General features: G+C 72.3%; 24 protein-coding genes. 14 read left to right on the top strand and 10 right to left on the bottom strand.

The window, feature by feature from the left end; translation table 11 throughout:
• The first annotated feature begins 78 nt into the window (after positions 1 to 78).
• The 3 genes from ACZ67Q_RS05565 (at position 79) to ACZ67Q_RS05575 (ending at position 2,892) form a co-directional block, all read left to right on the top strand.
• A complete protein-coding gene (locus ACZ67Q_RS05565; protein WP_471176763.1) occupies positions 79 to 1,296 on the top strand; it encodes an amidohydrolase family protein in 1,218 nt (405 codons plus the stop codon).
• 175 nt (positions 1,297 to 1,471) lie between these two features.
• Positions 1,472 to 2,035 carry a DUF2243 domain-containing protein gene (locus tag ACZ67Q_RS05570; protein WP_471176766.1) on the top strand — a complete coding sequence of 188 codons (564 nt, stop codon included), beginning with the start codon at positions 1,472 to 1,474 and terminating at the stop codon, positions 2,033 to 2,035.
• Positions 2,035 to 2,892 (top strand): cytochrome c oxidase assembly protein, encoded by an 858-nt coding sequence (locus ACZ67Q_RS05575; RefSeq protein ID WP_471176768.1) that lies wholly within the window; start codon positions 2,035 to 2,037, stop codon positions 2,890 to 2,892. The genes ACZ67Q_RS05570 and ACZ67Q_RS05575 overlap by 1 nt, the downstream gene beginning before the upstream one ends.
• 19 nt (positions 2,893 to 2,911) lie before the next feature.
• Here ACZ67Q_RS05575 and ACZ67Q_RS05580 read toward each other — a convergent pair whose 3' ends face one another.
• Positions 2,912 to 3,559, bottom strand: coding sequence for a TetR/AcrR family transcriptional regulator (locus ACZ67Q_RS05580; RefSeq protein WP_471176771.1), 648 nt, complete (start codon positions 3,557 to 3,559; stop codon positions 2,912 to 2,914).
• Between the two features lie 123 nt (positions 3,560 to 3,682).
• On the opposite strand from ACZ67Q_RS05580, the gene ACZ67Q_RS05585 reads away from it, so the two are divergent.
• Positions 3,683 to 4,417, top strand: a complete 735-nt coding sequence (locus tag ACZ67Q_RS05585; RefSeq protein ID WP_471176773.1) for an SDR family oxidoreductase — start codon at positions 3,683 to 3,685, stop codon at positions 4,415 to 4,417.
• A gap of 208 nt (positions 4,418 to 4,625) precedes the next feature.
• Here ACZ67Q_RS05585 and ACZ67Q_RS05590 read toward each other — a convergent pair whose 3' ends face one another.
• Positions 4,626 to 5,582, bottom strand: coding sequence for a GlxA family transcriptional regulator (locus ACZ67Q_RS05590; RefSeq protein ID WP_471176775.1), 957 nt, complete (start codon positions 5,580 to 5,582; stop codon positions 4,626 to 4,628).
• Positions 5,583 to 5,700: 118 nt separating this feature from the next.
• Between ACZ67Q_RS05590 and ACZ67Q_RS05595 the strand changes: the two genes are divergently transcribed.
• Positions 5,701 to 6,012, top strand: a complete 312-nt coding sequence (locus tag ACZ67Q_RS05595; RefSeq protein ID WP_471176778.1) for a cupin domain-containing protein — start codon at positions 5,701 to 5,703, stop codon at positions 6,010 to 6,012.
• A 184-nt stretch (positions 6,013 to 6,196) separates the two neighbouring features.
• Positions 6,197 to 8,584: a phosphoketolase family protein gene (locus tag ACZ67Q_RS05600; protein ID WP_471176781.1), complete on the top strand. Its 2,388-nt coding sequence runs from the start codon at positions 6,197 to 6,199 to the stop codon at positions 8,582 to 8,584.
• Positions 8,585 to 8,692: 108 nt separating this feature from the next.
• Here ACZ67Q_RS05600 and ACZ67Q_RS05605 read toward each other — a convergent pair whose 3' ends face one another.
• Both ACZ67Q_RS05605 and ACZ67Q_RS05610 read right to left on the bottom strand, forming a co-directional pair.
• A complete protein-coding gene (locus tag ACZ67Q_RS05605) occupies positions 8,693 to 9,295 on the bottom strand; it encodes a hypothetical protein (protein ID WP_471176784.1) in 603 nt (200 codons plus the stop codon).
• A gap of 100 nt (positions 9,296 to 9,395) precedes the next feature.
• Entirely contained in the window at positions 9,396 to 9,896 is a 501-nt protein-coding gene (locus ACZ67Q_RS05610; protein ID WP_471176787.1) for a lamin tail domain-containing protein, read from the bottom strand.
• Between the two features lie 273 nt (positions 9,897 to 10,169).
• On the opposite strand from ACZ67Q_RS05610, the gene ACZ67Q_RS05615 reads away from it, so the two are divergent.
• Both ACZ67Q_RS05615 and ACZ67Q_RS05620 read left to right on the top strand, forming a co-directional pair.
• Positions 10,170 to 10,478 carry a helix-turn-helix domain-containing protein gene (locus tag ACZ67Q_RS05615; RefSeq protein WP_471177712.1) on the top strand — a complete coding sequence of 103 codons (309 nt, stop codon included), beginning with the start codon at positions 10,170 to 10,172 and terminating at the stop codon, positions 10,476 to 10,478.
• The gene (locus ACZ67Q_RS05620) at positions 10,475 to 12,043 is read left to right on the top strand and encodes a helix-turn-helix domain-containing protein (RefSeq protein WP_471176790.1); all 1,569 of its coding nucleotides are present in this window, start codon (positions 10,475 to 10,477) and stop codon (positions 12,041 to 12,043) included. Before ACZ67Q_RS05615 ends, ACZ67Q_RS05620 begins: the two co-directional genes overlap by 4 nt.
• 199 nt (positions 12,044 to 12,242) lie before the next feature.
• Here ACZ67Q_RS05620 and ACZ67Q_RS05625 read toward each other — a convergent pair whose 3' ends face one another.
• The 3 genes from ACZ67Q_RS05625 to ACZ67Q_RS05635 all read right to left on the bottom strand — a co-directional run bounded on the left by ACZ67Q_RS05625 (position 12,243) and on the right by ACZ67Q_RS05635 (position 14,180).
• Positions 12,243 to 12,728 carry a DUF6083 domain-containing protein gene (locus ACZ67Q_RS05625; protein WP_471176792.1) on the bottom strand — a complete coding sequence of 162 codons (486 nt, stop codon included), beginning with the start codon at positions 12,726 to 12,728 and terminating at the stop codon, positions 12,243 to 12,245.
• Positions 12,729 to 12,874: 146 nt separating this feature from the next.
• A complete protein-coding gene (locus tag ACZ67Q_RS05630; RefSeq protein ID WP_471176794.1) occupies positions 12,875 to 13,333 on the bottom strand; it encodes a TIGR03618 family F420-dependent PPOX class oxidoreductase in 459 nt (152 codons plus the stop codon).
• Between the two features lie 106 nt (positions 13,334 to 13,439).
• A complete protein-coding gene (locus tag ACZ67Q_RS05635; protein ID WP_471176797.1) occupies positions 13,440 to 14,180 on the bottom strand; it encodes a YoaK family protein in 741 nt (246 codons plus the stop codon).
• A gap of 276 nt (positions 14,181 to 14,456) precedes the next feature.
• On the opposite strand from ACZ67Q_RS05635, the gene ACZ67Q_RS05640 reads away from it, so the two are divergent.
• The 3 genes from ACZ67Q_RS05640 (at position 14,457) to ACZ67Q_RS05650 (ending at position 16,936) form a co-directional block, all read left to right on the top strand.
• Positions 14,457 to 15,428 (top strand): alpha/beta hydrolase, encoded by a 972-nt coding sequence (locus ACZ67Q_RS05640; protein ID WP_471176800.1) that lies wholly within the window; start codon positions 14,457 to 14,459, stop codon positions 15,426 to 15,428.
• Positions 15,429 to 15,447: 19 nt separating this feature from the next.
• Positions 15,448 to 16,161 (top strand): alpha/beta fold hydrolase, encoded by a 714-nt coding sequence (locus ACZ67Q_RS05645; protein WP_471176803.1) that lies wholly within the window; start codon positions 15,448 to 15,450, stop codon positions 16,159 to 16,161.
• 199 nt (positions 16,162 to 16,360) lie between these two features.
• A complete protein-coding gene (locus ACZ67Q_RS05650; protein WP_471176806.1) occupies positions 16,361 to 16,936 on the top strand; it encodes a Dps family protein in 576 nt (191 codons plus the stop codon).
• An 11-nt stretch (positions 16,937 to 16,947) separates the two neighbouring features.
• Here the strand turns inward: ACZ67Q_RS05650 and ACZ67Q_RS05655 are convergent, their stop codons facing one another.
• Together ACZ67Q_RS05655 and ACZ67Q_RS05660 are read right to left on the bottom strand one after the other, a co-directional pair.
• Entirely contained in the window at positions 16,948 to 17,742 is a 795-nt protein-coding gene (locus tag ACZ67Q_RS05655; protein WP_471176809.1) for an SDR family NAD(P)-dependent oxidoreductase, read from the bottom strand.
• A 102-nt stretch (positions 17,743 to 17,844) separates the two neighbouring features.
• Positions 17,845 to 18,333, bottom strand: coding sequence for a carboxymuconolactone decarboxylase family protein (locus ACZ67Q_RS05660; RefSeq protein WP_471176811.1), 489 nt, complete (start codon positions 18,331 to 18,333; stop codon positions 17,845 to 17,847).
• Between the two features lie 97 nt (positions 18,334 to 18,430).
• Between ACZ67Q_RS05660 and ACZ67Q_RS05665 the strand changes: the two genes are divergently transcribed.
• Together ACZ67Q_RS05665 and ACZ67Q_RS05670 are read left to right on the top strand one after the other, a co-directional pair.
• Entirely contained in the window at positions 18,431 to 19,402 is a 972-nt protein-coding gene (locus tag ACZ67Q_RS05665) for a pirin family protein (RefSeq protein WP_471176813.1), read from the top strand.
• A gap of 156 nt (positions 19,403 to 19,558) precedes the next feature.
• A complete protein-coding gene (locus tag ACZ67Q_RS05670; protein ID WP_471176816.1) occupies positions 19,559 to 21,460 on the top strand; it encodes a hypothetical protein in 1,902 nt (633 codons plus the stop codon).
• A 258-nt stretch (positions 21,461 to 21,718) separates the two neighbouring features.
• On the opposite strand, the gene ACZ67Q_RS05675 is transcribed toward ACZ67Q_RS05670, so the two are convergent.
• Complete coding sequence (locus tag ACZ67Q_RS05675; protein WP_471176819.1) at positions 21,719 to 22,150, bottom strand: STAS domain-containing protein; 432 nt, start codon at positions 22,148 to 22,150, stop codon at positions 21,719 to 21,721.
• Between the two features lie 201 nt (positions 22,151 to 22,351).
• Here ACZ67Q_RS05675 and ACZ67Q_RS05680 point away from each other — a divergent pair, with 201 nt between their 5' ends.
• Positions 22,352 to 23,422, top strand: coding sequence for a zinc-dependent alcohol dehydrogenase family protein (locus tag ACZ67Q_RS05680; protein WP_471176822.1), 1,071 nt, complete (start codon positions 22,352 to 22,354; stop codon positions 23,420 to 23,422).

The following is a 23,422-nucleotide window of genomic DNA, read 5'->3' on the forward strand; positions in this document are numbered from 1 at the left end:
TCACCTGCGGCGAGGCTTGACGGACGGGTGCGCGCCCCGTGGATACGCTCACCGGTAAGAGCGCCGCAGGAGGTTCCCATGCAGGTGTCGTCCCAAGTGATCCGTGCCGCGCGTGCCTTCGACGGGGAACGCGTTCAGTCCGACGGTGTGGCCGTGTTCGTGCGGGACGGGCGGATCGCCGGCGTCGAGGCCGCTCAGGCGCCGGTCCCGGACGGCTGGGAGGTGGTCGACCACCCCGACGCGACGCTGCTGCCCGGGCTGATCGACCTGCACTGCCATCTCGGCGCGGACAGCCACGACGGGGCTCTGGAGCGGATGGCCACCGACTCGCAGGCACGACTGGAGGAGGTCATCGACGACTCCTTGCGGCGTCAGCTGGCGGCGGGCGTCACCACGGTGCGGGACCTGGGCGACCGTGACTGGTCCGTCGTCCGCCGTCGCGACCTGGCCCGCAGCCCCGCCACGACGGGCGTGCCGACTCCCGAAATCCTCGCCGCCGGGCCGCCGATCACCACCCACGACGGCCACTGCGCGTTCATGGGCGGCGGCGCCGAGGGCCCGGAGCAGTTGCGCGCGGCGGTGCGCGAGCGCGTCGAGCGGGGTGTCGACGTCGTCAAGGTGATGGGCAGCGGCGGGGTGCACACGCCGGGTACCGACGTGGCGCGCTGCCAGTTCACCGTGGACGAGCTGCGGCTCGTCGTGGACGCCGCGCATGCGGCGGGCCTTCCGGTGACCGTGCACGCGCACGCCCTCGTCGCCGTGGAACAGGCGCTGGACGCCGGGGTGGACGGTATCGAGCACTGCACGTGCCTGACCGCCGACGGCGTCCTGATCCCCGACGAGCTGCTGGAACGCCTGGCCCGGCAGAACACGGCGGTGTGCCCGACGCTCGGCAAGACGGCCGAGGGCGTGCCGCCGCCACAGGTGCAGGCGGTCATGGACCGCTTCGGCCTCGGCCTCGAACAGCGGCAGCAGGCGGCCGCACGGATGCACCGCGCGGGCGTCCGCCTCGTCTCGGGTTCGGACAGCGGTATCAACGCCGCCAAGGCCCACGGTGTCCTCCCCGCGGCCGTGGCCGAACTGACCGCGGGGGGCATTCCCGCGGACGTCGCGCTCGCCACCGCCACCTCGCTCGCGGCGGACGCGTGCGGCGTCGGTGACCGCAAGGGCAGGCTCCGCCCGGGACTCGACGCCGACCTGCTCGTCGTACGGGGCGACCCGACCGCGGACATGGCGGCCCTCGCCGATCCGGTCGCGGTGGCGGTACGCGGGTCGTGGGCTTTTCCTGGGCGGTGACCACCGGCTGAGCGACTCCGTGGCCGATCGACCCCCCTTCCCGCAGTGGCCGAAAGCGCAGCCGCCCTTCCGCATGGCCGAAACGAGGGAGGCGCGGCGTGCGGGAGTGGTGGAGTCTGGGCGCGAGGGAAATCGTGCCGAAGGAACCGTGCCCAGACGGAACGGAGAGCGGACGATGGCCACCACAGCGGGTGCAGAGCGGGCGGTCGCGGCACCGGGCAGTCTTCAGCTGCCGGGGATCATCCTCGGCGTCGGGCTCGGCGGCTTCGCGGACGGGATTCTGCTGCACCAACTCCTGCAGTGGCACCACATGCTCACCAGTACCGATCACGACCACATCGGGGTGAAGTACTACGACCCCCACACCGTCTCCGGACTGGAGATGAACACCGTGTGGGACGGCATCTTCCACACCGTGTGCTGGCTCGCCGTCCTGCTGGGCCTGGCCGTGCTCTACTCCCGCGTCACCCACCGGCGGCGGGCCGTGTGGACCTCGAGGGTGCTGTGGGGATGGATCCTGGCCGGCTGGGGCCTGTTCAACCTCGTCGAAGGTCTCCTGGACCACCAGATCCTCGGCATCCACCACGTCCGCGGCGGCCCCCACCAGGCCTGGTGGGACGCCGGCTTCCTCGTACTGGGCGCTGCGCTCGTCGTCGGCGGCTACTTCCTCCAGCGCGGCGGACGACCCTTCGAGCCCGAGGTGGCGCCCGGTGCCGAGCGGGCCGGAGGCCACGCCTGATGCACCACACGCACCCCGGCAGCGGCCAGGCCGGCGTCGACGGACCGGCGAGTGTCCTGATCGTCCTCGCACTGCTGAGTACCGCCGCCGGCTACCTGCTCGCCGCCCGGCGGGTCCGGCGCCGCAATCCCGCCCGGGGCTGGAGCCGCCTGCGGACGCTCTCCTTCCTCGCCGGGCTGGCCCTGCTGGCCGTGGCCCTGCTCCCACCGCTGGCGCCGGCCGCGCACACCGACTTCCGCGGCCACATGACCCAGCACCTGCTCATCGGCATGTACGCGCCGACGGCACTGGTCATGGCCGCCCCGGTCACCCTCCTGCTGCGCACGCTGCCACCGGCCAGGGCCCGCAGGGTGACAGCCCTCCTGCACAGCCCGCCCGCACGGCTGCTCGCGCACCCCGTCGTGGCGCTGACGCTGAGCACCGGCACGCTGGCGCTGCTGTACTTCACGCCGCTGTACAACACCGCCATGGCCCACCCTGCGGGGCACGGGCTGATGCACGCGCACTTCCTCGCCTCGGGGTTCCTCTTCGCCTACGTCGTCGCGGGCCCCGACCCCGCGCCCGCCCGGCCCGGCGTGCGCCCCCGGCTGGTCTGCCTCGGCATCGCGATCGCCGCGCACGCGCTGGTCGCCCAGGCCATGTACGGCGGCTTCTTCGTCGACATCCACGCCCCCATCGACCAGGTGCAGCGAGGCGCGGAGATCATGTACTACGGCGGTGACATCGCCGAACTCCTCCTGGCGGCCGCGCTGGTGGCCACCTGGCGACCCGAGCGCCGCACCCCGCTTTCAGCGCTGCGGGCGAAGGACGGCATCGCGGGTCCGGCCGGAACGGCCGGTGCGAGTCCCGCGCGGTGAAGCCCGGCCCCGGTCGCGCTCAGCCGTTCGCCACGCCGTGCAGGAGATTGCGGACCAGCTGTGTCGCGAAGTCCTCGCTGAGGGGCAGGTTGGGCAGCAGCAGCCGGTGGTAGCAGGCACCCCACAACTGGTCGACCAGCACCTGCGGGTCGACGCCGGCGCGCAGCTCGCCCCGTTCCTGAGCGCGCCGTATGGCCTGGACGGCCAGGTCGCGGCGCGGTCCGGAGTAGTGCTCCAGGAGGGCCGCGGACAGGTCGGGGTCGGTCTGGGCCTGGCCGATGAGTTCGGCCATGACCCGGCCGGCCGGCGTTTCGGTCAGCAGCCGGACGAATGCGCGTACCTGCGCGGTGAGGTCGGCCTCGATGTCACCGGTGTCGGGGAAGGCGAGAGTGGACTCCACGGCGTGGAAGTAGCCGTCGAGGGCGAGCGTGCCGCGCGAGGGCCACCACTTGTAGAGGGTCGTCTTGCTGACGGCGGCCTCCTGCGCGACCCGTTCGATGGTGAAGGCGGCCATGCCCTCGCGCAGCAGCAGGGCGCCGGCCGCGGCGAGCGCGTCGGCCCGCACCTCGTCCGCGGGCCGGCGGCCCCGCCCGCGCCGCACCGGCGCGCGTCCCGTCTGCTCCTGCATCGCGCTGCCTCCGACCGCTCCGGCGTGTTCCTCGCGCATTTCTCTCACGCATCCTTCGACGACGAACACTCACTGTGACATATGGACGGCGCGTCCACCATCTGCTTAAATGGACGTACCGTCCATTAACGAGGCGGGTTCGCTTCAGGAGGTGGCATCCTCATGTCCCACGTCACACGTGTCGCGCTGGTCACCGGAGCGTCCGGCGGCATCGGCCGCGCCGTCGCCGAGCGCCTCGCCGCCGCCGGCCTGGCGGTCGGCGTCCACTACGCCGGCAACGCCGCCGCCGCGCAGGAAGTCGTCGACGCCATTCAGCGGGACGGCGGCCGGGCCGTCGCCGTCCGCGGCGACGTCGCCGACGAAACCGCCATGAGCGAGGCCTTCGACACGGTCGAGAAGGAGTTCGGCGGGGTCGACGTGGTAGTCCACACCGCCGGGGTGATGATCCTCGGACCCGTCGCCGAGTTCGACCTCGACGCGCTGGACCGCATGCACCGCACCAACATCCGCGGCACCTTCGTCGTCGCCCAGCAGGCCGCACGCCGGGTCCGCACCGGAGGCGCCGTCATCACCTTCTCCACCTCCATCACCCGCCTCGCCACGCCCGGTTACGCCGCCTACGCCGCCAGCAAGGGCGCCGTCGACGCGATGACGCTCGTCCTGGCCCGTGAGCTGCGCGGACGCGACATCACCGTCAACGCCGTCGCCCCCGGGCCCACGGCCACCCCGCTCTTCCTCGACGGCAAGGACGAGGCGACCGTGCAGCGACTGGCGGCGCAGGCCCCGCTGGAGCGTCTGGGCACCCCCGCCGACATCGCCGAGACGGTGGCCTTCCTGGCCGGCCCCGGCCGCTGGGTCAACGGTCAGGTGCTCTACGCCAACGGCGGCATCGCCTGACGGCGCCTGCGACACCCCGGCGCCCGACGACGCCGTACCGCCTCAGCCAACGGCGGCATCGCAGGACGCCGTCTGCGACACCCCGGCGCCCGACGACGCCGTACCGTCTCTCCGCTCGGTGTGCGACCGGGCGGCCGGCGGCGGCCGCCGAGACCGGGCCGGCGAGCCGGCCGGCGCAGGGGGCGCGCGCTGTCGGCGGCTGCGAGGATCACGAACCCTCGGTGGCCGGACGGGAGCGGGCCCGGAAGGTGCGGCGGTAGCCCGTGGGGGTGATGGCGGCGTCCCTGGCCAGATGCAGGCGGAGGTTGGCCGCGGTGCCCAGGCCGCAGCGGCGGGCGATCTCCTCGACAGGCAGGTCGGTGACCTCCAGCAGACGGCGCACCTCGTGCAGGCGCTGCGCGGTCAGCCAGCGCAGCGGGGTCGTGCCCGTCTCGGCGGTGAAGCGGCGGGCGAACGTGCGCGGGGAGACGCCGGCCCGGCGCGCGAGATCGGCCACCGTGAGCGGCTGGTCGAGACGCTGGAGCGCCCAGGCGCACACCGCGGCCATGCCCGTGCCGGCGCTGGGCATGGTGCGCGTCAGATACTGGGCCTGCCCGCCCTCCCGGTGGGCCGGGACGACGAGCCGGCGGGCCAGCCCGGCGGCCGCCTCGGCACCGTGGTCCTCGCGCACCAGGTGCAGGCACAGGTCGATCCCGGCGGCGAAACCGGCACTGGTCAGGACGGGTCCGCGGTCGGTGTAGAGCAGGTCCGCGTCGACGTCGACCTCGGGATGGCGCAGGGCGAGCTCGTCGGCGTCCATCCAGTGCGTGGTGGCACGCCGGCCGTCGAGCAGTCCGGCCGCCGCGAGCGCGAACGCGCCGGTGCACACCGAGACCATACGGGCGCCGCGTGCCGCCGCGGCGCGCAACGCGTCGAGGACGGGCGGCGGCGGGGAGATCAGCGGGTCGTAACCGGGGACGACCACGGTGTCCGCCTCGGCGAGTGCCTCCAGACCGCGCGGTGCGACCACGTCGAAGCCTGTGGTGGTGGGGACCGGTCCGGGCGCCGCCGCGCACAGGGTGAACCGGTAGGAGCCCGGCCCGTTCGGATCGCCGAAGATCTGCGCGGGGATGGCGAGGTCGAAAGCCACCACGCGGGCCAGGGCGAGGGCCACCACATGATGCATGGCAGCAATCTTACGGAAGGCGGCATTGCTGCCACTCGCGCCGTACCCGCCGCAGAGGAGAGGGTGAAGCGTCCCGCACCGGCGGGGACAGCCGACCTCACACCTGTGGAGCAGCCCCATGCGTTTCCTTCAAGCCGCCGAGCACACCGCCGACCGTCCCTGGGGCGCCGTCGACCTGGCGGAACTCGACACGGCGACGGTCCGCCTGCACTGGACCGACCAGCCCTACGTCTGGCACGTCAACGAAGATCCGGAGGTCTTCGTCGTCCTCGACGGGGCTGTCGACATGCACTACCGGGAAGACGGCGTCGAACGCGTCGAGCGGCTGACGCCCGGGAGGGTGTGCCTCGTCGAGCCCGGCGACGCCCATGTGGCACATCCCAGGCCGCAGGCGCGGATCCTCGTGGTGGAGCGCAAGGGCAGCGTGTGAACCGTTCCGCACGGCCGATGAGCCGGGCACCCGCGGGCCCCGTGCCCCTGTCGCACACCGGACGGCGGCGCCGACTGCTCCGTATGGTCCGTTCGGCCCTGTCGGGTACCCGGCGCGCGCGGGAGGGTGGGGGAGTGCGGACCGGCACGCCACCGCCCGACACCAGATCCGGAAGGGACCCGACATGTCCGTCGACACCCGGCAGGCGCCCACTCGGCTGAGCGACGAGGAGCTCAGGACCCTGGACGCCCACTGGCGCGCCGCGAACTACCTGGCAGTCGGCCAGATCTACCTCATGGCCAACCCCCTGCTGACCGAGCCGCTGCGGCCCGAACACGTCAAACCCCGGCTGCTCGGCCACTGGGGCACCTCACCTGGCCTCAACCTCGTCCACACCCACCTCAACCGGGTCATCCGTGCCCGCGATCTGAACGCCCTGTGCATCTGGGGACCAGGGCACGGCGGGCCCGCGGTGCTGGCGAACGCCTGGCTGGAGGGCTCGTACACCGAGACCTACCCCGACGTCACCCGGGACGCCGCCGGAATGGCCCGGCTGTTCAAGCAGTTCTCCTTCCCCGGGGGCGTCCCCAGCCACGTCGCGCCCGAGACGCCCGGCTCGATCCACGAGGGCGGCGAGCTCGGCTACTCGCTCTCCCACGCCTACGGCGCCGCCCTGGACAACCCCGACCTGACCGTGGCGTGTGTCATCGGGGACGGAGAGGCGGAGACGGGACCGCTCGCCGCGTCCTGGCACTCCAACAAGTTCCTCGATCCCGTGCACGACGGCGCCGTCCTGCCGATCCTCCACCTCAACGGTTACAAGATCGCCAACCCCACGGTCCTGGCCCGGCTGCCCGAGAGCGAGCTCGACGATCTGCTGCGCGGCTACGGCCATGACCCTCTGCACGTCACCGGCGACGACCCGGCGGCCGTGCACCGCGCGATGGCACAGGCGATGGACACCGCTCTCGACCGGATCGCGGCGCTCCAGCGGGCCGCCCGCGAGGAGGGCGCCGACGAGCGCCCCCGCTGGCCGGTGATCGTGTTGCGCACCCCGAAGGGCTGGACCGGCCCGCCGGAGGTCGACGGCCTGCCGGTGGCCGGCACATGGCGCTCGCACCAGGTGCCGCTGGCGGCCGTCCGCGACAACCCTCAGCACCTGCGGCAACTGGAGGCGTGGCTGCGTTCCTACCGGCCCGACGAACTCTTCGACGAGCACGGCCGCCCCCACCCGGACGTCCTGGCCTGCGTCCCCGACGGCCCCCGCCGCCTCGGCGCCACCCCGCACGCCAACGGCGGGCTGCTGCTGCGTGAACTCCCGCTGCCCGCGCTGGAGGAGTACGCCGTCGGCGTCGACAAGCCCGGCACCACCCTGCACGAACCGACCCGCGTCCTCGGCGACATGCTGCGGGACGTGATGGCGGCCACCGAGGAACGACGCGACTTCAGGCTCGTCGGCCCCGACGAGACCGCCTCCAACCGCCTGCAGGCCGTCTACTCCGCCAGCGGCAAGGCATGGCAGGCGCAGACCCTGCCGGTGGACGAACATCTGGACCGGCACGGCCGGGTGATGGAGATCCTCTCCGAACACACCTGTCAGGGCTGGCTGGAGGGTTACCTCCTGACAGGCCGTCACGGGCTGTTCTCGTGCTACGAGGCGTTCGTGCACATCGTGGACTCCATGGTCAACCAGCACATCAAGTGGCTCCGGGTGACACGCCGGCTGCCCTGGCGCGCCCCCATCGCCTCCCTCAACTACCTGCTCACCTCACACGTGTGGCGCCAGGACCACAACGGCTTCTCCCACCAGGACCCCGGCTTCGTGGACCACATCCTCAACAAGAGTCCCGAGGCCGTCCGCGTCTATCTGCCGCCGGACGCCAACACGCTGCTGTCGGTGGCCGACCACGTCCTGCGCAGCCGCGACTACGTCAACGTCGTCGTCGCCGGCAAGCAGCCGTGCTTCGACTGGCTCACCATGGAGCAGGCGAAGGCGCACTGTGCCCGCGGGGCCGGGATCTGGGACTGGGCCGGCACCGAGGACGGCGCCCGGGAACCCGACGTCGTCCTCGCCTGCGCGGGGGACGTGCCCACCCAGGAGGTCCTGGCGGCGGCGCAACTGCTGCGCCGGCATCTGCCGCAGCTCGCCGTGCGCGTGGTCAACGTCGTCGACATCGCCCGGCTCCTGCCCGCGGAGGAACACCCGCACGGCATGAGCGACTTCGAGTACGACGGGCTGTTCACCACCGACAAGCCCGTCATCTTCGCCTACCACGGCTACCCGTGGCTCATCCACCGGCTCGCCTACCGCCGCACCGGCCACCCGCACCTGCATGTACGCGGATACAAGGAGATCGGGACGACCACCACGCCGTTCGACATGGTCGTGCGCAACGACCTGGACCGCTACCGTCTCGTCATGGACGTCATCGACCGCGTCCCCGGCCTCGCGGTACGCGCCGCGGCCCTACGACAGCGCATGGAGGACACGCGCCTGCGCCACCACGACTGGATCCGGATCCACGGCACCGACCTGCCGGAGGTCACCGACTGGACGTGGGACGACGCCTGACCGCCGTGCGCACGGGTGACGGTCCGGCCACCGGCCGCCCCGTGACTCTTCACGGCCGCCGCCGACACGCGCGATGCACCTCGAGGTGGGACGTCCGGGAGGCAGAGCCTAGGCGTCCGGGTTCCGCGGCAGGAAGTACAGCGCTGTGTCCAACTCGCGCGGGCTCCAGGCGCGGAATCGGTCCGGGGCTGTGGTCAGCAAGCGGTCGACGGTCTCGATGTAGCGGCCGTAGCGCCCGCGGCCGTCGGTGAGGGAGATGTGGAGGGAGCGCAGTCCGGCGTGGGCGCGCCGGTCGTAGACGGCCATGCGGTCGGGTGCGGCAGCAGTCAGCACGGCCGACGCCAGGGCGTCTCCGAAGCGGAACCCGGGCAACTCGGCCAGCGCCGCGCGGCCGGCCCGGGCGGCCGCGCCGGGGCTCAGGGAGGTGTCGCGTACGGCGGTGACGGCTGCGGCTGTCACCTTGCGTACGGTGCCGTCGGCGAGCGCCATCAAGTCGCCCGCCCAGCGGGTGTCGCCCCGGAGGCGTTTCCACAGCAGCAGGGCGCCGATGTCGGCCTTGCCGATGGACCCCTCGCGGTGCGCGCGCTCGGTGACCTGGTGCAGGACCTCGTCGTAGTGCGGGCTGACGGCGTCGCTGTATGCCTGGCGCGCGGTCGCGAGCCGTTGCCACTGGGTGTCGGAGAGCGCAACGTCCTGATCGTTCGGGTCCACCTGTGTCCTCCGTCAGCGGATGGTGTCCGGGCAGCGTGCGGCCGGCCGGCCGGTCGCGGGGCGGGGCCCGCCCCGCGACCGGTCTCATGCCGTGCGAGGCTCAGCCGTGGTAGGTGATGTAGCCGTTGCCGTCCCGGTCATCGGAGCTCTTGGTGTAGGAGTGCACATCGGCGCGGGCGCCGCCCGGCTTGTACAGGTAGATGGTGTCCTTGTCGTTGTTCCATATGAAGTTGCAGTTCTGGCGGTAGACGACGTTGTAGCGGTCGGAGTCGGTACCGCGGCCGCCGCGCAGCTGCACGTAGTCGCCCGGCTCGAGAGTGTGGTTCGCGGTGAACGCGAATCTGTTGCCGGCGGCGTCCTTGACGACGTAGCCCTTGAGGTTGACGGTCGTGCGCGAGTAGTTCTTGATCGTCAGATACTCGTTCCTGGTGTTGCCGCCGTTGCAGCGGTTGTCGTCGCGGCCCGGTGCGTCGTACTGGACGCCCTTGATCTTCAGGGCCGAGGAGTACTCGGCGGCCTGGGCGGGCGCGGCGGTCACGACGGCCATCATCGCGGCGGAAGCGGCGGCGAACGCGACAGCGTGGCGCAAGCGGATGCGCATGAGGTGATCCCCCCTCAGTTGTGGCAGCGGTGCGGGCTGGAGCCTACCGGTCGTATGAGATGTGTGGCGGCCGTGTGAGGAAAATGTGAACGGCCGGTCCCGGCCCTGTCGGGCGCCGCCTCGGCCGCGAGCTGGTGGCGCTGGGTCGTCGGGCGGTCGGTGTCGTGTCGGAATCGCACTGTGCGGCGCGCTCGCCGCTATGCAGGGCTCCACGGCGGGGATGCGCAATACGCATGATTCATGCCTGTTGCGCGGTAGAGTGGCCCCGTGGTGATGGGTCTCGATGAGCGGGTGCGGTCGGCTGTGGCCGCTCTGCTGTATGCCTCAGGGGAATCGCAGGGGATTCTCGCTGCCGGGCTGGGGGTGAGTCAGGCCCAGGTCAGTCGACGTCAGTCCGGTACGGCCTCGTGGAGCCTGGCGCACTGCGACGCGGTGGCCGCGCACTACGGTATCGACGTGCTCGACCTTCTTGCCGGACCGACCCGGGCCGTTCAGGCGCTGCCCGACGAGCGCCGTCGCGTGCCCGGCCGTAACACCGCCACCGCACGCCCCGAGACCGTAGGGGACGGTGGAGCGCGGTGACCGACTTCGAAGCGATCGACGCCCTGCTGGCCGGCGCACGCACAGAGGCACCGCTGCCGCCCGCGGAGGAGCGGCGCGCCCTGCGCGAAGGACTGAACCTCTCGCGCGCCCAACTCGCGCAGGCCCTGAGTGTCAGCCCGTCCACCGTGGCGGGCTGGGAAAGCGGACGGGACCCGAGCGGCGACGTACGCGAGAAGTACGCGTACTTCCTCAAGGGCGCGCGGACCAAACTGGAGGCCGGCGCGGCGCAGGCCAGGCCCGAAGAGGCCGAGGAGAAGCCCGCAGAAGAGAACATGGCCGCCGACTTCCCGGTCGCCCAGCCCACTGCCGCGGAAGACCCGTACGCCGGTCAGGACGACGTCGAGGCACTGGCCGCACCCGAGCCATGTGTCCTGTGCGGGCAGCCCGCCCGGCATCAGGTCGCGGGATTCCCACAGCACCTCGACCCCGCCGAATGCGGCACGTCCCGGCCCGCGCCGACCGTACGCCCCCCGCAGCGAGGGCAGGCGGCCGCGCAGGCCCCGTACACCCGGCGGTCGGCGCCGGCGGACCGGCCCGGCGCGCAGAAGGTCGTCCCGGTCGGCCGCCGGCTGAAGAGCGCCGACACCCCGGACATGATCGGGACGGCCGTGTCCGCCGCCCTGGCCGAGCACGGCGGCGACGTCGACGCGGCCACGAAGGCGCTGGTGAAGCGGGCCATTCCCGATGCGATGGCCCTGCTGGACGCCACCCGCAAGGGCGGCCGGTACGACATCGTGGCCCACCCCTGGCTGCCCGACATCCTGCGCAAGCAGACCGCGCGCGGCGCCGACGAGATCTGGGAGGCCCGGCCCAAATGGTCGCGCACCCACCTCCCGGCCGGTGAGCACGAGGTGACCGCCCTCGACATCAACGGCGCCTACCTGTCCGCGCTCAAGACACATCTGCCGCTCGGCCAGCTGGAGCACAGCGTCGGCGACCAGCACGACCGCCGCCGTGCCGGAGTCCACCTCATCACCCCGCCCGCATGGGAGCACGACGCCTACCTGCCCAACCCGATCGGCAGCCGGGACGAGCCGGGGCCGCTGTGGGTCACCGAGCCCACCCTGCGCCTGCTGCTGCGCCTGTCGGGACCCAGGTACGGCCTGTGCGACCCGCCGGAGATCCACGAGTCCTGGACGTCGGGGGCCACCGAGGGCCTGCTGGAGAAGTTCCGTGTCGCGTTGAAAGATGCCCGGGAACGCGCCCTCGCCGAGGACGACACGGTCACGCTGGAGTACGTCAAGGCGATGTACTCGAAGTTCGTCTCCACGATGGGGGAGTCGAACTACAACCGTGAGCTGTACCGCACCGACTGGATGCACCTGATCCGCTCCCAGGCGTTCGTGAACCTGTGGTGGAAGGCGCACCGCGCCTACGACGAGGGCCTGCTGGTCGTCCGTGCGATGGGCACGGACGAGCTGCATGTGATCGGTGACTGGCGCGCGGTGTTCCCCGAAGGACGCGGCGTCACCGAGGTGAAGGTGAAGGACGTCTACACCGTCGGCACCCCGGCGGCGGCGGACGAGGACCCCTCGCTGCGTTAGCGTGCGTGGCACCGGCGGCACGCTCGCGCCGCCCTACCCGCAGCCTGCGCCCGACGACCCGTCCGCGGGGACCCGACGACCCGTCCGCGGGGAAGAGAAGGTGTGACCGTCTTCAGCAGGGCGGACCGCACGCCGGCGGGCTGGGCAGCCGCGTACAACGCGACGACCTGAGCGACGCAGGTCTCCATGTACCGCGGTCTCAGCCCGCGTCGGTGAGCCGTTCCGCGAACCCTTGGTCGTCCGCCTTCCGCTGTGCCAGGACCGCGTTGTAGTCCCGCACCGCTGCCAGCCACCGCCACGGCCTGATCTCGTCCAGCGTCAGCCCGGGACAGGCCAGCTGGTGCGGGATCCGGCAGGTCTCGCCGGGGCGTGGCTCGTCCAGTCCGGCGTTGAAGGCGACACCGTTGCCGTCGACATGCCAGCGGTGCCCGCCGGGAACGAGATGCGCCGGCACGCTGAGCCGGGGTTCGAGGAGCACGTGCTGCCCCGTGTAGGTGCGGAGGCGGTCACCGCTCAGACCGCAGTGGGGACACAGGGGAGGGGCGGGCGGCTCGGGGCCGGTCGCGCCGTCACGGGCGGCCTGCGCGCGGTCCGCCTTCTCCCACGGCAGGGGCGTGCCCGGCGGCCGCTGCCGCTGTCCGTCCGGGCCGGGTAACGGGATGATGCGTTCGGTGTCGTCCCCCATGGCCTCGAGCGTGCAGGCGGCTGCCCCGACGGGGAAGGGCGCTATCCGGGCGCAACGGGAGCATGCGGGCGGGGCACACGGGGTCGCTCGGGTGCCGTGCGGGCGGCCGTCCGGTGCGGTACGACGGCCCACCCGCCCGCTTCCGGCTAGCCGTTGATGTCGAGCGCCGTCCCGTACAGCCGGTCCACCTTCAACCGGACGACCACACGCCGCTCGGCGACCAGCTGCTCCAGGAAGTCCTGTTCATCCGCCGGCCGCGCGTCCTGCGGGATCATGCCGAGCAGCTCCCGGCCGACAGCGTCACCAGGGACGGTCGTGGCCTGCGAAACCTCCGCCTCGCCCTCGGCGACGGCGAACGACCAGACGTCGCCGCCCTGCACATGCAACGCCGCACGCGGGTCGCGGCGCAGGTGCGTGACCTTGATGCGATCGGCGGTCGTCGAGAACCGCGCGATACGAGCCTCGGCATCCCAGCTGTACAGCATCGTCGTCAGATGCGGGTGACCACTGCGCTTGACGGTGGCGAGCGTACCGAAGCGCTGGGAGCCGAGCAGTTCCGAGAGGGCGTCGTCGGACAGCGGGCGAGGGGCGGGACCTTGAGTCATGACGTGACCAACACGACGGCCCCGGCCGATATTTCGCGGTCGGGTGTCAGCGAGCAGCACCGGGCCACGGAGTGTCGGTGTCGGTGGGGCCGGACGGGACGTGCCGTCACTTGGCTCCCGGTCGTACCCAGTCCGGGTCGCCGGCCGACAGGCGGTGGACCGTCACCGATGTCACCGCGAGCAGCGCCAGGGCCAGGATGAGGGTGAGGACCAGGTGGCCGTGCAGGACGAGGGCCGCGCCGACGAGCGCGCCCAGGAACATCGCCAGCACCGACAGCAGGCGCCGCCCGGGCCGGGACGTCTGCCCGCCGGCCGCAGTGGAGTCGGCGGCCAGTCCCGTCAGGGTCTGGGTCAGCACCGTGGTGGTGAGGTCGGGGACGGCGAGCCGTCGGGCGACCGCGTTCTGCAGACCCATGGCGAGCCCCAGGAACGCGATCAGCGCGTAACGGACGCCGGTCGTGACCTGCCCCTCCCCGGCCGCGGCGACCGCCACGGTCACCGCGACCAGGACCGTCTGCACACCCGTCGCCGCGCGCAGCAGGCGCCCGCGGTGCGCGGCGTGCCGTCCGCCGACCCGGCCCCCGGCCAGCGCGCCGGTGAGGAACGCGCCGAGCGACACGACGGACGCGAGCGCGGACAGGCTCGTGCTGCCGCCCAGGGCGAAGCCCAGGAGAACCACGTTGCCGGTCATGTTGGCGACGAAGACGTGCCCGAGGGCGAGATAGCTGACGGCGTCGACGAGCCCGGTGACCACGGTCAGCGTCAGCAGCAGCGGCGGCAGCGGTCCGTGCCGGCCGTCCCGGGGCGGCACCAGGGTGCGCAGGACGTCACTCGGCGAGCGGCGCATACGGCTCTCCTCCCACGACGGCGGACGGCGGACGGCGGCCGGCTCTCCGGCCCCTGCCGCAGACTTGCACCCCGTCCCGTGCACTTCCAGGACATCGTGCAGGCCGCCCAAGGTCAGGCGCGGACGCGCGTCGTGCAATCCCCGCACGAACCAGCCGGAAAAGCACCGCGTGCACTGTCGGAAAAGGGGGCGTGCGCGCGTCGGCAATCCGCCCCCCTCGAGCGGATCTAGCGTGGCTCACCGGCGCAATCGAAACACAGAGCCAGGAGACCGGACATGCCCGATGCCGTCGAGCCCGTACACCCCGTGCTGGAACCCGCAGCCGCCGCGTTCGCCGAGGCGACCGCCAACCCGCCCTACCTCTTCGACCTGACCCCCGCCGAAGGCCGCAAGGCCGTCGACGAGGTGCAGTCCGGCGAGATCGCCAAGCCGGCGATCGACGAGGAGTGGGTGACCGTCCCGGGCGGGCCCACCGGCAGCGTCCGCGCGCGCGTCGTCCGGCCCGCCGGCGCCACCGGCACACTGCCGGTCATCCTGTACATCCACGGAGCCGGCTGGGTGTTCGGCAACGCCCACACCCACGACCGCCTGGTACGCGAACTGGCCGTCGGCGCCGAGGCCGCCGTGGTCTTCCCCGAGTACGACCTGTCGCCCGAGGCCCGTTACCCGGTCGCCATCGAGCAGAACTACGCCGTCGCCCGCTGGATCGTCGACGAGGGCGCCGGCCAGGGCCTGGACGGCACGCGCCTGGCCGTCGCCGGTGACTCGGTCGGCGGCAACATGACCGCCGCCCTCACCTTGATGGCCAAGCAGCGCGGCGGGCTTCCGCTGCGTCAGCAGGTCCTGTTCTACCCGGTGACCGACGCGAACTTCGACACCCCGTCCTACCACCAGTTCGCCACCGGCTACTTCCTGCGCCGTGACGGCATGCAGTGGTTCTGGGACCAGTACACGACCGACGAGGCCGAGCGCGCCCAGATCACCGCCTCCCCGCTGCGCGCCACCACCGAGCAGCTGGCCGGCCTGCCCCCGGCGCTCGTCATCACCGGTGAGGCGGACGTGCTGCGCGACGAGGGCGAGGCCTACGCCAACAAGCTCCGCGCCGCCGGCGTCCCCGTCACCGCCGTCCGCTTCCAGGGCATCATCCACGACTTCGTGATGCTCAACGCGCTGCGCGAGACGCACGCCGCCGAAGCCGCCATCACGATGGCCGTCCGCACCCTGCACACCGCCCTGCACGGCGCCTGACCCTCAAGGAACCCCGCTCATGACCACTCCCACCGTCCTCCTCGTCCACGGCGCTTTCGCCGACGCCGGCAGCTGGACCGGCGTCATCTCCCGCCTGCAGGACCACGGCGTCCCCGTCATCGCCCCGCCCAACCCGCTGCGTGGCCTCGCCTCCGACGCCGCCTACGTCGCCTCCGTCGCCGCCCAGATCGACGGGCCGGTCGTGCTGGTCGGGCACTCCTACGGCGGCGCGCTCATCACCGTGGCCGGCACCACCGAGAACGTCGTCGGTCTCGTCTACGTCGCCGCCTACGTCCTGGAGGAGGGCGAGAGCCTGGGCGAGCTGCAGGGCCGCTTCCCGCTCTCCCCGCTGGTGAGCAACCTCAAGCAGTGGACGTACCCGGTGCCGGGCGGCGAGCCGGCCGTCGAGGTCACCATCGCCGAGGACGCCTTCCCGTCCGTCTTCGCCGCGGACGTACCGGCCGAGACCACCAAGGCCCTGGCCGCGGCGCAACGCCCGCTCGCCGCAGCGGCCTTCGAGGAGACCGCCTCCGCCGCCGCCTGGAGGACCAAGCCGTCCTGGGCGCTCGTGGCCGGCGCCGACCAGGCGATCAACCCGGAGGTCGAGCGCTTCGGCGCGAAGCGGGCCGGGGCGACGATCGTCGAGCTGGAGGGTGCCTCCCACGCGGTGGCCGTCTCGCAGCCCGAGGCGGTCGCCGACCTGATCCTCGAGGCGGTCCGCGCGACCGGCTGACCGCACGGCCCGCGACCCGGCCGCGCAGGCGACTCCCCCCGCCTGCGCGGCCGTTCGGCATGCCCGTACGCAGTCCGCCGCGGCCGAGAACCACCTCTGCGCTGACGCGCACACGGCCATGCGCTCTCGGACAAGGCAGCCAGGACGGCGGCACCTAGCGTCACCGGTGTACAGAGCGCACACACCGCAGGAGGCGGACATGACCACCGACACCGCGCACGCCGGCAGCCAGCCCCGGCTGCACCAGAAGGGCCGCGTCATCCAGGAGTTCGGCACCGTCAAGCAGTTCCCGCTGGCCCTGTCCTACGAGGCCCGCATGTACTCCTGCCAGCGGCTCAACAAGGTCCTCGCGGACACGCAGATCCTCCACGGCCTCTACAAGAAGCACCACTGGCTGATGCGCGGCGCGACCTTCTACCAGCTGCACCTGGTGCTGGACAAGCACGCAGGCGAGCAGCTGGAACTCGTCGACACCCTCGCCGAGCGCGTCCAGACACTGGGCGGCGTGGCCGTCGGCGACGCCCGCCATGTCGCCGAGCTGACCTCGGTCCCGCGCCCGCCCGACGGTGTCGAGGAGGTCCCCGCGATGCTCTCCCGCCTGCTCGAGGCGCACGAGACGATCCTCACCGACGCCCGTGACGCGGCGGCCCGTGTCGCGGAGCTGGGCGACGACGGGACCAACGATGTGCTGGTCTCCCAGGTGATCCGCACAGGCGAGCTCCAGACCTGGTTCCTGGCGGAGCACCTGGTCGACACGCCCCTGGTGCGGGCGTAGCTCCGAAGCGCTCAGGGCAGGATCGAGTCCACGTACCCGCCGTCCACCCGCAGCGCCCCGCCCGTGGTGGCGGACGCCTGGTCGGAGCTGAGGTAGACCACCATGTTGGCGATCTCCTCCGGCTCGATCAGCCGCTGCAGCAGCGACTGCGGCCGGTGCTGCCGCATGAACGCGCGCTGGGCCTCCTCCCAGGGCAGGTCCCGGCCGACCAGCTCGTAGACGAAGTCCTCCACGCCGCCCGTGTGGGTGGGTCCGGCAATGACCGAGTTCACCGTCACACCGGTGCCGGCCGCCTGCTTGGCGAATCCACGGCCGACGGCCAGGAGCGCGGTCTTCGACATGCCGTAGTGGATCATCTCCGCGGGGATGACCACGGCCGAGTCGCTGGCGATGTACTGCACCCGCCCCCAGCCACGTCGCGTCATCTGCGGCAGGTACAGGCGGGTCAGGCGGACGGCGGCGAGCACGTTCACCTCGAAGTAACGTCGCCACTCCTCGTCGGTGATCTCCAGCGGGTCGGCGGCGCCGAACACGCCGAGGTTGTTGACGAGGATGTCCACGTGGGGGAGGGCTTCGGCCAGCCGGGCCGTGCCCTCCTCGTGCGTGACGTCCGCGGCGACGGGGACCACGTCGGCGCCGGGCACCTCGTCGGTCAGCCGGGCCGCGGCCTCGGTCACGCGCTGCTCGGTGCGGCCGTTGAGAGCCACCCGGGCTCCGGCCCGGGCGAGGCCGGCGGCGATGGCCGCGCCGATGCCCTGCGTGGAGCCGGTGACCAGAGCGGTACGTCCTGTCAGATCGATGCGCATCCCTACGACTCTCCTTCAGGCGTCCTTGCTTGCATACGCATGCTAGACGCGCGTGCGGGCAAAGGGCGTGCGCCATGAGGCGGCCGGGTGCGAGCCTGGCGCTCAGCGGGGAGGTGCCGGGCGTACGGGGTGCTTGCTCATGACGGAGACGCGGTTGAAGGCGTTGATGGTGATCGCCACCCAGATCACGGCGGAGATCTCGTCGTCCGACAGGACGGCACGGGCGAGGTCGTACGCGGTGCTCTGTGCCTCGGCGTCCGCCGGGTGGGTGGTGGCTTCGGCCAGCGCCAGCGCGGCGCGCTCGCGCGGTGCGAACAGCTCGGTGTCACGCCAGGCCGGCAGCACGCCCAGCCGCTGTGTGGTCTCCCCGGCGCGCAGGGCGGCCCGGGTGTGCAGGTCCAGGCAGAAGGCGCAGGCGTTGAGCTGCGACACCCTGATGTTGACCAGCTCGACCAGGACGCGGTCCAGTCCCGCGTCGGCGGCGACCTTGCGGACCGCTTCGGCGGTGGCGGTCATCGCGCGATAGGCGTCAGGGCTCTGCTTGTCGACGTACACCCGTCCGCCGGTGGGCGCCGTCACGGTCTCCGCCACGTGATCTCCTTCATCGCGCGATCTTACGATGTACGTCCTATCATCAACGAGTGAATGTTGAAAATCGAACTTTCCTTTTCGGGGGAGGAGCAGAACGGTGAGCAACACAGAAGCACTGCCCGCCCCCGTCGCGTGCGGCGGCGAGGCCGACGGGCCGGCACCCGCGGACATCGAGGTCCTCACCCCGCGCGACGTACCGCTGGGCGGCCCCCGGGCCATGCGCGTACGCCGCACCTTGCCGCAGCGCGCCCGGACGCTGATCGGTGCCTGGTGCTTCGCGGACCACTACGGGCCGGACGATGTCGCGTCGAGCGGTGGCATGGACGTCGCCCCGCATCCCCACATCGGCCTGCAGACCGTCAGCTGGCTCTTCAGCGGTGAGATCGAACACCGCGACAGTCTCGGCATCCACGCCTTCGTGCGTCCCGGCGAGCTGAACCTGATGACGAGCGGCCACGGCATCTGCCACTCCGAGGTGTCCACCCCCGCGACCACGATCCTGCACGGCGTGCAGCTCTGGGTCGCCCTGCCCGCGGAACACCGCGACACCGCCCGGGACTTCCAGCACTACGCCCCCACGCCGGTGCCCTTGGACGGCGGCGAGGCCCGGGTCTTCCTCGGCACCCTCGCCGGGGACACCTCGCCGGTGCGCACCTTCACCCCGCTGCTGGGTGCCGAGCTGCACGTGGCCCCCGGCGCCACGCTCACCCTCGACGTGGCCCCCGACTTCGAACACGGCGTCCTGGTCGACTCCGGGCGCATCGTCCTCGACGGAACCGCGCTCCAGCAGGCGGAACTCGGTTACGCCGCCCCGCACCGCACGACCCTCACCCTGACGAACCCCACCGACGAGCCGGCCCGCCTCATCCTGCTGGGCGGCCCGCCGTTCCAGGAGGAGATCGTCATGTGGTGGAACTTCATCGGCCGGTCGACGCAGGAGATCAGCCAGGCGCGCCGGGACTGGACGGAAGGCCGGCGCTTCGGGGAGGTGCAGGGTTACGACGGTGATCCGCTGCCTGCTCCCGAGCTGCCGACGGTACCGCTGAAACCCCGGGGGAACCGGCGCTGAGCTGCGCGCCGACGTGGGATGGCGGTGTTCGCCTGGTCGCCTCCCGGCTCTCCCACGAGCGGCGCTCTTCGGGCTGACGGTCATGTACGGCCTTGCTCAGCTCCAGCCCCCGGTCCGGGTCGTCGCAGCCGGCCCCCGGTGTCGCATAATCCTCGCGTGTCCGAGATCATCGTCCCGATACCGGCTGATGCCGTGCCGCTGGGCACGCCCGCCTGGAGGTCCGCCGACGCCTCCCGCTGGGGCGAGATACGGGCGGCGTCCTGGGCGCGGCCGCTGTGGGCGATGGCAGCCCTGGTCGGTGCCGTGGCCTGGGCGATCGTCGCGGAGCCGGACGTACCTTGCAGCGATACGGCGCCCTGTGGTGCGGACTGGCCGGGCCTGGTGGAGATTTCACTGGTCCTCGGTCTGCTGTGTTGGCTCGCCCGACTGCCCGAGCTGGTTCTGCCTGCCGCGACCGCTCTGGCTGTCACCGTGGCCTGGACCGAACTGCCGGGCGCCGGGGCAATGTCGATGGCCGCCAACCTCGCGGTGCTGGCGGCCCTGGGCTTGGGCTGTGCCTCGGCCGGCGCGCGGCTGGCGGCGCGCCGACGGCAGAGGCGCCTTGCCGAGGCGGTTGCCGGCGTACGGCACCGGCTGCCCGAACCTACCGGTGCGGTAGGGCGCGGCGTCGCGCCGATCGTGATCGGTCTTGTCTTCTGCGCGGCAGCCGGCTTGGTACTCGGCCAGGGGATCGCGGGCGTCCGAGCGGACGAGCGCCACGCGGCCCGGGCCACGCGCACCTCCGCAACCGTGACGGCCCGGCACGAGGACGCGGTCGGGGTGCGCACCAAGGACGGACGTCGGCTCACCGTCGGCTCGGCCTACCCAGAGGACTACCGCATCGGCGGCTCCGTCACCGTGTTGGAGGATGAGTCGTCGTGGCGGCGCCTGAACGCCGAGCCGCACGACGCTTTCGGCCGGCAGCTGCTGTTCCTGGCCACTGGGCTGCCCGGACTGTCCCTGCTCGCCATGGGCGTCCTGCGCCGCCGCCGCGCCGCCTCACTGCGGCGCGTCCCCCAGCCCACCCTCCGGGTGCTGCACCGCACGGACCAAGAGTTCACGACATGGGTCTATGCCGCGGACGACACCTGCGCGGAGAAGCCGCTCTTCACCTGTCTCTTCACGGCGGTTGCTCCCGAGGATCACGCGTGCGGCGAAGGCGCGGATGTGAGACGGACAGTGGGGGCATCCGCGGAACCGGCGGCGAGCGGTGCCGATGACGACGAGGACACCTGTGACGTCATCGACACCCGCCTGCACGAAGCCGTCCTCTTCGGCGCGCCGTACGAGTGCGGTGAACTCGTTCTCCTCACCACCGACGCGGACGCGCGTGCGGTCCTGCTCCGGACCGCAAGCCCCGTCCGACGGCCGAGGCCCGGCACGAGGCCGCGTCTCGACGCCGGAGTCCCGGAAACGGTTCCGGGTGCGGTATCGGCCGCCTACAAGGCTCGGGCGGACGAGGTCGCAGCGGCGATGACGCCCACCCGGCGCCCACTGCGCTGGGGCCCCGGCCTCCGCTCCCGCGTCGGCGGGCTGGCCATGACCGCGGGTGTGCTGGCCGGCACCGGCTTCCTCACCCGATCCGTCGCCACGGACTGGCCCACCTGGCACGTGCTCCCCTTGCTGGCCCTCTTCGGCCTGGGACCCCAGGCGGCCCACACGCTCAATTGGCGCGTCGCCGCGGACTGCTCGGGGCTGTGGCTGACCGGTGCCTTCAGACGGCGGCACATCCCGTGGGGACGGGTGCGCTCGGCCCTTTACACCGACGAGGGCAGGGCGGAGATACACCTCGCCGACGGCACCGAGTGGCACGTGACCGGCTTCGGAATGCGGAGGTTGGAGAAACGGCTCAGCCACCGCCCGTCGTACGTGCGCATGGTCGAGGAAGTCGCGGCCCTGCACAGCCATCCGGAACTGCGCCCGGCCGAAACCGGCTCCCCTTCCGAGTACGGCAGACCCCTGGGCCCTGCCGTACTGCTGCTCATGGGCTTGGTCGCCGGAGCCGTACTCATGTGGTGACCCGCTCGCTCGGTTCGGGCTCGTGGGCGGTCGCGCAGCGAGGACCGATCGGCATCCGTTCGGAGTTCCGGCGCCCCGCCTTCGTGGAGGTGCCGTCGACCTGCAGGCCGACGCGGCCCAGCCGACCGACACCCTCATGGATCCCGTCATCCGGGGCCGACACGCGCGCCGGAACTTGGTGCTGGGGGCGACGGAGGTGCGTCCGCTTGAGTCGATCGGCACGCCGGCGCCACGGGGGTGTGGCTCCACGCGTGCCGCTCATCCCTCCGGCTGCTTCCTGGCCGCGCCTGCGCTCATCGAGAGCGAGTGCCGCAACGGCACCCCTGACGTCAGCCCCGCGCCGAGTGCCACAGGTGGACCGGCGTGGATTTCGAAGACGTTCGCGAGGCGTACGTACCGCAGGATCCGCAGGAACCCCGGATCGTCGGAGATGAGCCGCAACCTGCCCCAGCGGGCCAGCACCCGGTTCCTGGCCCGGCACAGCACGCCCAGTCCGGAGCAGTCGATGAACGAAACCCCCCGCAGGTCGAGCACGACGTCCGGCCGGCGGCCCGCTGTGAGCTCGTCCAACCGCACCGTCAGGGACGGCGCCGTGAGCATGTCGAGGTCACCCCGCAGCTCCACCAGCATCGTGCCGCCGACGACGCGGACACCGTGCTCAGCCGCGGACGCGGCATGGGTTTCGTCCATGACCTGAGACAACCTCGCCGCACCGGTCCGCCGACAGGGCCGTTCGGCCCACGTACCGGGCCGGCAGGGCCTGGCGGGGCCCCGCGCGACGCAAGGTCTGTCGGCCGGGGACCAGGGGCCGACCGGCCCAAGCGGCACCCCCACGCCCCGACGACGCTGGGGACATGGGAAATGCCCGCGGGTCGGAGGAGAAGGATCGTCATGAAGGGTTACGTCTTCCACGGCCCCGGCCAGTCCTCCTGGGAGGACGTGCCGGACCCGGTCGTCAAGGAGCCGGCCGATGCGGTCGTACGGGTTGACTGCGTCACCATCTGCGGGACCGACCTGCACATCCTCAAGGGCGACGTGCCCGAGGTGTCTCCCGGCACCGTGCTCGGCCACGAGGCCGTCGGGACGGTGGTCGAGGCCGGCCCCGACGTGCGCACCGTGCGGCCGGGCGACCGGGTCCTGGTCTCCTGCATCACCGCCTGCGGCCGGTGCCGCTACTGCCGCAGGGCGATGTACGGCCAGTGCCGGGGAGGAGGCGGCTGGATACTGGGCCACCTGATCGACGGGACCCAGGCGGAATACGTCCGTGTGCCGTTCGCCGATCTCTCCGTGCACCCGCTGCCCGAGACCCTCGCCGACCAGGACGCGGTGCTGCTCGCGGACATCTTCCCGACCGCCTACGAAGTGGGCGTCCTGAACGGCCGCGTACGGCCTGGTGACACCGTCGCCGTCGTCGGCGCCGGCCCCATCGGGCTCGCCGCGATCGCCACCGCGCGGCTGTACTCACCCGAGCGCATCATCGCCGTCGACCCGGCCGCCGCGCGCCGCGAGGCGGCCCGGCGCCTGGGCGCCGACGCGGTCGCGGACCCGGCGGAGGCCCCCGAGGAGCTCATCGCCGACCTCACGGACGGACTGGGCGCCGATGTCGTCATCGAGGCGGTCGGCCTTCCGGAGACCTTCGAGCTGTGCACCCGCATGGTCCGACCGGGGGGATGCGTGGCCAACGTGGGCGTGCACGGCAGGCCCGCCACGCTGCACCTCGAAGACCTCTGGATCAAGAACGTGACCATCACCACGGGCCTGGTCGACACCCACTCCACGCCCACCCTGCTGCGCATGGCGGCGGCGGGTCGGCTGCCCACACCGGCCCTGGTCACCCATACCTTCCCCCTGGAGCGCATGGAGGAGGCGTACGACGTCTTCGGCCGGGCCGCTCAGACCGGCGCGCTCAAGGTGGCACTGGGTGCGCAACCGCCCAAGGACCTGGCCGTCCGTGCGGCCTGA

This window comes from Streptomyces sp. NPDC036813, assembly GCF_055609245.1.